Annotated in this window: 7 protein-coding genes; 2 read left to right on the top strand and 5 right to left on the bottom strand. The window is 45.4% G+C overall.

The genetic code is table 11. The features are described from left to right. Positions 1–70: 70 nt before the first annotated feature. Positions 71–3763, bottom strand: a complete 3693-nt coding sequence (locus PY364_RS17920; protein ID WP_275524538.1) for a DUF1574 family protein — start codon at positions 3761–3763, stop codon at positions 71–73. 175 nt (positions 3764–3938) lie between these two features. On the opposite strand from PY364_RS17920, the gene PY364_RS17915 reads away from it, so the two are divergent. Together PY364_RS17915 and ppc are read left to right on the top strand one after the other, a co-directional pair. Then, on the top strand, positions 3939–4163 hold the full coding sequence (locus PY364_RS17915; protein WP_275524537.1) for a hypothetical protein: 225 nt from the start codon (positions 3939–3941) through the stop codon (positions 4161–4163). Between the two features lie 83 nt (positions 4164–4246). Then, positions 4247–7330: a phosphoenolpyruvate carboxylase gene (gene ppc, locus PY364_RS17910; RefSeq protein WP_275524536.1), complete on the top strand. Its 3084-nt coding sequence runs from the start codon at positions 4247–4249 to the stop codon at positions 7328–7330. A 156-nt stretch (positions 7331–7486) separates the two neighbouring features. Here the strand turns inward: ppc and PY364_RS17905 are convergent, their stop codons facing one another. The 4 genes from PY364_RS17905 to PY364_RS17890 form a co-directional block, all read right to left on the bottom strand. Next, positions 7487–7678 (bottom strand): hypothetical protein, encoded by a 192-nt coding sequence (locus PY364_RS17905; protein WP_275524535.1) that lies wholly within the window; start codon positions 7676–7678, stop codon positions 7487–7489. Positions 7679–7988: 310 nt separating this feature from the next. Further along, entirely contained in the window at positions 7989–8408 is a 420-nt protein-coding gene (locus tag PY364_RS17900; RefSeq protein ID WP_275524534.1) for a hypothetical protein, read from the bottom strand. Positions 8409–8415: 7 nt separating this feature from the next. Further along, the gene (locus PY364_RS17895; protein ID WP_275524533.1) at positions 8416–8625 is read right to left on the bottom strand and encodes a hypothetical protein; all 210 of its coding nucleotides are present in this window, start codon (positions 8623–8625) and stop codon (positions 8416–8418) included. A gap of 160 nt (positions 8626–8785) precedes the next feature. After that, a complete protein-coding gene (locus PY364_RS17890; protein ID WP_275524532.1) occupies positions 8786–9268 on the bottom strand; it encodes a hypothetical protein in 483 nt (160 codons plus the stop codon). Between the last annotated feature and the right edge of the window lie 28 nt (positions 9269–9296).

The following is a 9296-nucleotide window of genomic DNA, read 5'->3' as shown; positions in this document are numbered from 1 at the left end:
CGCCAAGATGGCGGCGTTACGGAAGTGATGAAAGAAACAGTTAACAGTTAACAGTTAACAGTTAACAAATTTAATTACGAGTTGGCCAAGGAATCATTGGATCTTGAGCTAAATGCTTAGAGACTTCAACTGCACCATAGCGGTTGAGGTGGCTGGGGTCGGAAAAGTTTTCCCGCGCCTCTGGCCACAAAAGACCGATATCTCGGAAAATCAATCCAGTTTCGGCTGCTAGCTGCTGCATTTGCTGTCGAAATTCTTGTTCATATTCACCTCGCACGGGATCTAAATAATCTTTAGTTAAGGGCATATTAACAAAAACTAAATTGACATTGTGAGCTTTGGTAAATTCCGCAAGGTTTTTGATAGCATCAGTTTGCCTTCCTACGAGTTGGAAACTTTGATAGTCAGCATCATAATCGCCGGATACTTTGGAATGTTGCTGATAGTAAGTAGCAGGCTCGAAACGGAGATCGATAGGAAGAAACCCATTTGAGTCAAATTCGCTTTTTTGTCCGCTGTCTACTATTAGGTTTTGCTTTGCTATTTGCGGTTCCTTGTTGGGAACTAGCGCAGGTTGTTGCTGACTAATAATTAGCGATCGCAAAAAACTTTTCAAGCGATCGCGGTTTCGGTAAGTCCCAGAGACTCGCTCTAACCTGTGATTCAGAAATTCCTCGATCGCCACACCCCTGTTATCTATATTTTGCACAAATTCTGCTATAGGAGAAAGGGGGACGGGGGCGGCGGATTTGGATGTGGCTTGAGCGAGTCTGTTGGTGTGGATTTTCCAAGTTCCTTGAGCGAGTTGTCTGTAGCCTTCCGAAGTCGCGATCGCATTATAAGTAACATCAATCCGACCACTATTGACAGCACGGGCCCCATCCGCTAACACAATCAATTTTGGCAGTTGCTCCACGGGTAAAACCCGGCGTAAGATCAAGTCTACAACTTGGACAGTTGCGCCATTTACCCCAAAGTTATAAACCTTCAGTCCCGGATATCCTTGCTCGGCCAAAGCTTTTTCCAGTACAGTTGGCTCAACTCCCCGCAGAGCCCTAGAACTGCCTACGATCATAATGTCCGGGAGCCGTTTATGAGTGCGAATATATTTTTGGTAGCGCACTAGCTGCTCATCAAGCTGATCGCTTCTAAAAGTTGGGTAATTTTCTACACTATCTGATGTTGAAAATGACTCTTGGCTATTGTTATTAGCTGATATTTCGACGCTAGCAGTACCTGGTTTAGTAAACCCAGAACCATTGAATACCTCTGTACTATTACTTTGCGGCGATTGCTGTAACGGTAGCTGAGGTAAGCTGACCTCGCGGGTTTCGGGATTAGAGAGATTGCTTTGCTGTACTCCCAATGCTGAGCCGTTTTGAGAGCTTGCTTCGGTTTGCTTCTTTCCTGGTAACGCTTCGCGCCGAGCTACGGTTAGTGGTTTTGAGTGAAAAGAGTCAGTAATACTCCCCTGCTCAAGATTTCCCCTGCTCAAGAGTTCCCCTGCTCCCCTGCTCCCCCGCTCTTCTACCTGGGTGGTTGTGTTGTTGCTAGCAAAAGATTCCAGGAACTTACCCAGAAGGGAATCTGTTTGAAACGCTAGCAAACATCCAGCCGCAGCCCAAACTAGAGCGATCGCTGTCCGGCGATCGCGCCACCCATCATTAGAATTAGCAACAGTAGTAGATAAAGCGTCGTTAGGAACAAACAGGCCAGAACTAATTAGCGATCGCTGTAATCCCAATAACCCCTGACCAAGCTTGCGAGGCCGAGACCGAATTCTCTCGTCTGGCCTTACAGTTGTCCCTGGAAAATCGGGACTTAAAACCAAATCCCCCTCTAAGCCAGTGAAAGCCATATCTGCTGCGGAGGGAGCAAACTCCGGGACAATATCTCGATCGAATGAAGGTCTAGCGATTTTTGACAGTGGCTTTGCAGGGGCGACTGGCGATACTTCGGGGACGGCTGTACTCACCTCAACGCCATAGCGCCACAGAGGGAGTTTTTGGCCAGCGCGACGGCCGTAGACACGCACCCCGACAATGCCCGGAATTTTTAGCTGGCGGAGGAATTGGGCAATGGGCGGCCCTACCTTAGACTGAGATGGACAGGTAGGAGATTCGCTCATAATGTGGAGCAAATCGCCTTTGGGTAAAATCAGGGCGCGAATACCCCCAGTTTGCAGTTTGCGGTCAAGATTGGGATTGAGCAGGCGGTTGATTAAAAATGTTAGAGCAGACCGATCGCCTTGAGTCGCCAGTGTGACAGCACTTACAGCTAAATCGGGGTGGTGAGCCGCTGGCAGATCCAGCCAGTCTATCCAAACCGGAGTTTCCTCTCCCTGACTGCGGGGCGCTTCCACGCCGTAGACGGTGGCTCCGCGAATACCTTGGGGTGCGATCGCAGCTAAAATGGGCGCGATCGCCTCCCGTACAACCTGTTTATCTGGAGTAGAGGAACTAGGGACTGAGAAACTTCTCTGTCTCTCCGTCTCCCCTGCGCCCCCGCTCCCCTGGGCCCCCGCTCCCCTGCTCCCTCTCTCCCCAAGAGCGTTGTTACAAAATAAATGCAGGGTAAATTCTTTAAGTGTGGCTCGAACTTCGATACCAAAAGTAACTAATTCCTCATTTAATAGGCGTGCGATCGCAGCTACATCTCCCCAGCGAGCCCATTCCTTGAGCATTTGACTCGGAGGTGTCAGATCGACCCGCAACATCCAATCTGGCTTAGCTTCACCCCTAACTTGGCTGCAAATTACCGCATCCCGAAAATCTTCCAGTTTCAGATCCCGCAACCGCTGAGCAATGGGCTCTGCTAACAACGAAGGATCTGGACTGTATGCTGATTCGCACAACACCCACAACCTGCGAACCAGTAACAGAGGAGAACTTACACTATTCTCCCCCGCTCCCTCGCTCCCTCGCTCAAGAGCGCCTTCACTTCCCTGTTCTCGAATGCTAACTTTAACCGAGACTCCCAAAGCTCCCAGAATTTCACTAAGGTAGCTAGCAATAGCATCAGGATAGCCCCGGCGAGCGAGACGTTCGCAGGAAATAGTCAAAGTTCCCTCATCTTGAGTGCTGTTGCTCTCCTCTGAAGGTACTTCTAGAGTCGCTGTACTCTGCTGCGTTATTTGTCCTGCGGTCATGGGATAAGATAAGGGATGAAGGGGAACAGATGCCGCACTTAGCCTAGAAGTGGAGGCAGTATCGATCGTTAGGGGTGAAGTTGCAAAAACTTCATTTTCTTGACTCTGAGCGGCAATTGGCACATTGTCCGTACTAATTCTTACTTCGCCTGGTACTGCGATCGCGTTAGAGGCCTGGTTGGGCGCGTTGTGCGGTTGGGAAATTTCCCTTTCTAGCTTGCTTTTGCCTAAATTTCTAACTTCTTTGGAACCTGTTGGCGATGCTGGGGGGGGAGTTACCAGTGGTTGAGCTTCCTGACGTTTGAGCGGTTGTTGATTGCGGTTGGGGCTGTTGCACTCCAGCTTCACTGTCCAGTTATTTTGTCTAGCACCCAGTCTCCTACCGCACAAAAACACTTGGTAAATCCGAGGTAGATTGCGAGGAACCAGTTTTTCGAGGTCAGTCACACTCAGGGCTTCTGAATATTGTGCGACTACAATACTCTGGGGCGGACACTCTACGGCTTCGCAAAGAATGTGCAGGTGATTGCCCCGCAACCGCACCTGTACTTGCACTTCGGGAAGCCCCAAAGCTGCCCCGGCCCACTGCGTTAAGGCGGATCGATTGTCTGTCAAGATGCTCCCTTTCGCATTCAACATGGGGGCTTTGATTTCATTAAGGGTAAATTTGTTTCCTAGAGATAGCACACCACGAGTGTATTTTTGCACACTTAGTTATAAGTGCATTGATCGCTAGCATTATAGAGTGTCGGGATTAGAGTGAAAATTAATCACACAGGAGGTCTATTTTATGCAGTCCTTTCGGCAAAATTTACCAGAAACTAAGCCGTCCCAGAGTCCTAATTTACAAATTCCCTCAGATATTATATTGAGCTTTGGGACTGCACCTTTGCTCTTTGGGCTGTTGGCTAGCAGAGCTGCTGCTGAGTTGATTGCGACAATTGGCTCATCTAGTGAGGAACTGTTTCGTGGCGATCGCCTCCCTGTCCTCAACTTCCCACGCCAAGACTCTTAGAGACTGTTAACAGTTAACAGTTAAGATTTAACCGTTAACTGTACAATTGATTGGATATCCGCAGCTATTGAGGAACAGACCCCATGAGTTCAGTCCTCCACTCGTCAGATCAGGCCATCACTACAAAAGTCGTTTCGCCTCCTGTCCCGTTTGCTACCTCAGACCTGTTTCTGCGTAATCGCCTGAAAATCGTAGAGGACTTGTGGGAGTCAGTGCTGCGACAAGAGTGCGGTCAAGAACTGGTTGATTTAATTCAGCAGATGCGATCGATTAACGGCCCAGATGGTCAGGCTCCTCATTTCCTGGAGTCGAATGTCTTGCAGCTTATCGAAAAGCTTGACCTGAATGCCGCAATTCGTGCGGCTCGCGCTTTTGCTCTGTATTTCCAGCTCATCAATATTGTTGAGCAGCACTACGAACAACGAGACCAACAATTAGCTTATGTCGGCGGTAATGGTGCTAGCGGATTGGCTTTTTCTAAGTCGCAGGGCCACACCAGCCAATACGAGGAAAATTTTCAAAGCTTTACAGCTCAGGTGGAGGAAAGCAGCAATAATTCGCCGAGGGACTTAGGGACTTTCCATCACTTATTCCCGATGTTGCGACGCTTGAATGTGCCTTCTCAACAAATTCAGCGTTTGATTGATAATTTGGACATCCGGCTGGTGTTTACGGCTCACCCGACGGAAATTGTTCGCCACACGATTCGCACTAAGCAGCGGCGGATCGCTAAGATTCTGCAACAGTTGGATCAAGTTGAAGAAAATTTTGATGTTCTGGGTACTGGTAGTCAGGAAAGTCCTTATGTAGTGTCTTCCTGGGAAGCGCAAGCGCTACAAGAGCAGTTGATGGAAGAAATTCGCCTGTGGTGGCGCACTGATGAGCTACACCAGTTTAAGCCTAGCGTGCTTGATGAGGTGGAGTATACTCTGCACTACTTTGAGGAAGTGCTCTTTGATGCGATTCCACAACTCTACCATCGCTTTAAGCAAGCTTTGCACGCTTCTTTTCCCTATCTAAATCCGCCGAAGTACAATTTTTGTAAGTTCGGTTCTTGGGTGGGGTCAGATCGGGATGGTAATCCTTCTGTGACTCCGAAAATTACTTGGCAAACTTCTTGCTATCAGCGCCATTTGGTGCTGGAGAAGTATATCGGTGCGGTGAAAAAGCTGAGCGAATTGTTGAGTTTGTCGCTGCACTGGAGTGATGTGCTACCGGAGTTGTTGGAGTCTCTCGATCGCGATAAGTTGGAAATTCAAGAGGTTTACGATGAGTGGGCGATTCGCTACCGTCAGGAACCTTATCGCTTGAAGTTGGCTTATGTACTTAAGCGGTTGGAAAATACGCGCGATCGCAATTGGCGACTTTATAAAGGAGACGAGTTACAAAGGGAACGGGAAGCTCTTTCCCAGAATCCGGGACTGGTGGGACTTTACCCTTCTGGTGTGGAGTTTCTGGCGGAATTACGGCTAATTGAGCGTAATTTGGTGGAAACTGGTCTGAGTTGTAGAGACTTGGAAAATCTGATCTGCCAGGTAGAAATTTATGGCTTTAATTTAGCCCATTTAGATATCCGCCAAGAGTCGTCGGTTCATTCTGATGCTTTGTCAGAAGTTGCTGAATATCTGCAAATTCTGCCTAAACCTTACAATGAAATGTCGGAATCGGAGCGATCGCTCTGGCTAGCTACGGAATTGCAAACCCGTCGTCCCCTAATCCCCGCAGAATTACCCTTTTCTACGAAAACTTGCGAGACGATTGAGACTTTCCGCATCTTGCGACAAATGCAGCAGGAGTTTGGCCCGGAAATTTGCCAAACTTATGTTATTAGCATGAGTCATGATGTTAGCGACTTGCTGGAAGTTTTGCTCTTAGCTAAAGAGGCGGGACTTTTTGACCCTGCTACTGGTATTGGCAGCATTAATGTAGTTCCTCTGTTTGAAACAGTGGAAGATTTGACAAAAGCGCCGCAAGTCATGCAAGCCATCTTTGAATTGCCTCTCTACCGCGCTATGCTTGCTGGTGGTTATGCAGTCCAAAAAGATGAAACTTTGCCTTCTTCTTCTCTGCAAGAGGTCATGCTGGGCTATTCGGATAGTAATAAGGATTCTGGGTTTCTTAGTAGTAATTGGGAAATTCACAAAGCTCAAAAGGCTTTGCAGCAAATCGCTGAAAAATACAGTGTGGATTTACGCATTTTTCACGGACGCGGTGGTTCTGTGGGACGTGGCGGTGGCCCTGCTTATAAGGCGATTTTGGCTCAACCTGGTAAGAGTATTAGTGGCAGAATTAAGATTACTGAACAGGGCGAGGTTCTGGCTTCTAAATATTCGTTGCCTGACTTAGCGCTTTACAATTTGGAAACTGTGACGGCTGCTGTGGTGCAGGCTAGTTTGCTGCACACTGGTTTTGATGGGATTGACCCTTGGAATGAGATTATGGAGGAGTTGTCGGTAAGGTCGCGATCGCACTACCGTCATTTAATCTATGAAGAGCCGGATTTAGTTGATTTCTTCCATCAAGTTACTCCCATTCAAGAAATTAGTCAGTTGCAAATTAGTTCAAGGCCGGCGCGTCGCAGCGGAGGCAAGAAAGATATTAGCACTCTGCGGGCAATTCCTTGGGTATTTAGTTGGACTCAGAGCCGCTTTTTGTTGCCTTCTTGGTATGGAGTCGGTACTGCTTTACAGGAGTTTTTGCTGGAGAAACCGGAAGAACATTTGAAGCTTTTGCAATATTTCTATCTGAAATGGCCGTTTTTTAAGATGGTGATTTCTAAGGTAGAAATGACTTTATCTAAGGTGGATTTGCAAATTGCTCACCACTATGTTCGGGAGTTATCAGCACCGGCAGATAGGCAACGCTTTGAGGCTCTATTTGAGCAAATTTCGACTGAATATCACTTGATTCGGGATCTAGTTTTGACTATTACTGGCCATGAGCGTTTGCTGGATGGAGACCCAGATTTACAGCGTTCTGTATTGTTACGGAATGCTACGATTGTGCCTTTAGGTTTGTTGCAAGTAGCTTTATTGAAGCGGTTACGGCAGCATGGTGTGGCAGGGGTTCCTGGGGTGATTCACTCGCGTTATAGCAAGGGTGAATTGTTGCGAGGAGCTTTGTTAACTATTAATGGTATTGCTGCTGGAATGCGGAATACGGGCTAGGAGGAAGTGAGAATTAAAAATTAAAAATTAAAAATTAAAAATTTAATTCCATCATTTTTAATTTTGCATTTTTAATTTTTAATTATTTAGGCGATCGCTCTTTTTTTAGGGAGGGCGATCGCTTTTTAGTTAACTGTTAACAGTTAACTGTTTATATTAATTAGTACATGGATATTTGCCATCATTGTGCTTGCATTCTGGCACAACATTAGTGTTTACGATTATTTTTTCTGTTTGATTTTTCTGTCCATTGGTATGATTAACTGCTGCTAGCGAAAGTCCTAAATTTGACTCCAATCCTAAGATTAATAGTCCCAAAAAGGCTACAAAAGTAGATGTAGATTTCATGTTCGTTTCTACCTCTGATTAATTTTTGAATGCACGAGGTCGAAGCGAGTTGGCCAACTTTGCTTCTGAAAATTGAAAGTTAAGTATTGTGAAATTTCTCGCTTGTTTAGACTTGGTTGAGGTCTAAGCTTGCGAGGTATTCATATATTTATTGGGGTAAATTTAAAAAATTATGCTTTATTTCAGCGTGTAGTTAAGTTGCTGCCATTGCTTTGAGGTGTAGTACAATGGTTAAAATGGTTGTCGTGCTTCGGATTTGAGGGTTTTATCCGATGCACTAGACTTATTTATCCCACAACTTTTTGGATAGTCAAATTGGTTTTGGGCGAATATCAAAAGCACCTTGGGAGCGATAAAAACAGACATCAAACTCCAGAAAAAAGTTTACCTGTCCTAAAATTACAGGAGCATTTCTATTATTTGTCCAAGCAAAAGCTAATCTGACTGGAGCAAAAGCACTTACCGTTGCTGATAGGATTAATAATTTTGCTTCAGATGCGGCTAAATTACCAGCTAAAGGTAGAGAAATAGTTTGTTCTTCCCAAACTGCTCCTAAATCTAAACCAATCTGATAAGGCAATACATTAATAGTTGCACCTGTGTCTAGTAAACCAGATACATTAATAGAGTGGTTGGCATAATTCAAAGTTAATTGTAAATAAGGTAAACTGTTGGGTAAGCCACTACTACTATAAGTTTCGGAAAAAAAGAACCTTTGAGCATCACGCATATCTGAGTTACGATTCTTTAGCTAATTCTTGTAACATGATTTCTGCGGCTTCATAAGAGTTATAAAGTGTGACACTGGAAAAATCGCTAACTCCTTCCTGAACCGGATAACTTACACCTTCTTCTTGCGCTAATTCTGATAACAAAAAAAGAGCAAGACGTAATCTATCAGCCCGATTCAGAGACTTAGCTACTGCCATAATTTGACTAATAGGCATAAAAAAATTAGCTCAATTTAGTAAATTTATTATAAACTTACCATAAATAACTACTTTTGTCAAAGCTTTATCTAATTCTTTTAACATAATTTCTACCGCTGCATAAAAGTTACAAATATCGCATATTAAACAGGGCGAGAAAACCCGCCCCAATTCCTACTTAAAAAGTGTAAACTCTTCCCGTTTCATCAATATAAACTGCCCGCCCTTGATTGACATCGGCCGCACTCGTTGGCACAATCCTAACTGTCACCACATTATTAACAACCCGATACTCATATCTCAGCGGTACAGTTCCCTGGGGAGCATTAATCGGAATATTAGCAATATCACCTTTACGGCTGCTAATTCCAATATAAACATCTTTCGTTTCTCCTGGAGCTATCAAACTCGGATAGCCTTCAACTTTGCCATATTCCAAAGTATAACCAGTCTGATTCAAAAGCTGAACTTTAATCTCGCGATTGGGGTTAACTTTCCCTTCTGGTTGCCAGAATCCTGGTTGATATCGGTTATCTGAGGCTGGTTGCGAAAATACTGCGGCTGGTATCCCTATGCTGAAGGTAGCTAATAAAGCTGCTGCTGTCAAAATTCTGTGTTTCATGGCGATCGCATTGGCAAAAGTGGTGGCATCCGGCCGCACGCTCCTGTTAAACTAGATCGAAGAGTAT

It is taken from the genome of Kamptonema sp. UHCC 0994 (assembly GCF_029167235.1).
Classification (GTDB): domain Bacteria; phylum Cyanobacteriota; class Cyanobacteriia; order Cyanobacteriales; family Microcoleaceae; genus Kamptonema.
This window is presented reverse-complemented; position numbering and strand designations above follow the sequence as displayed.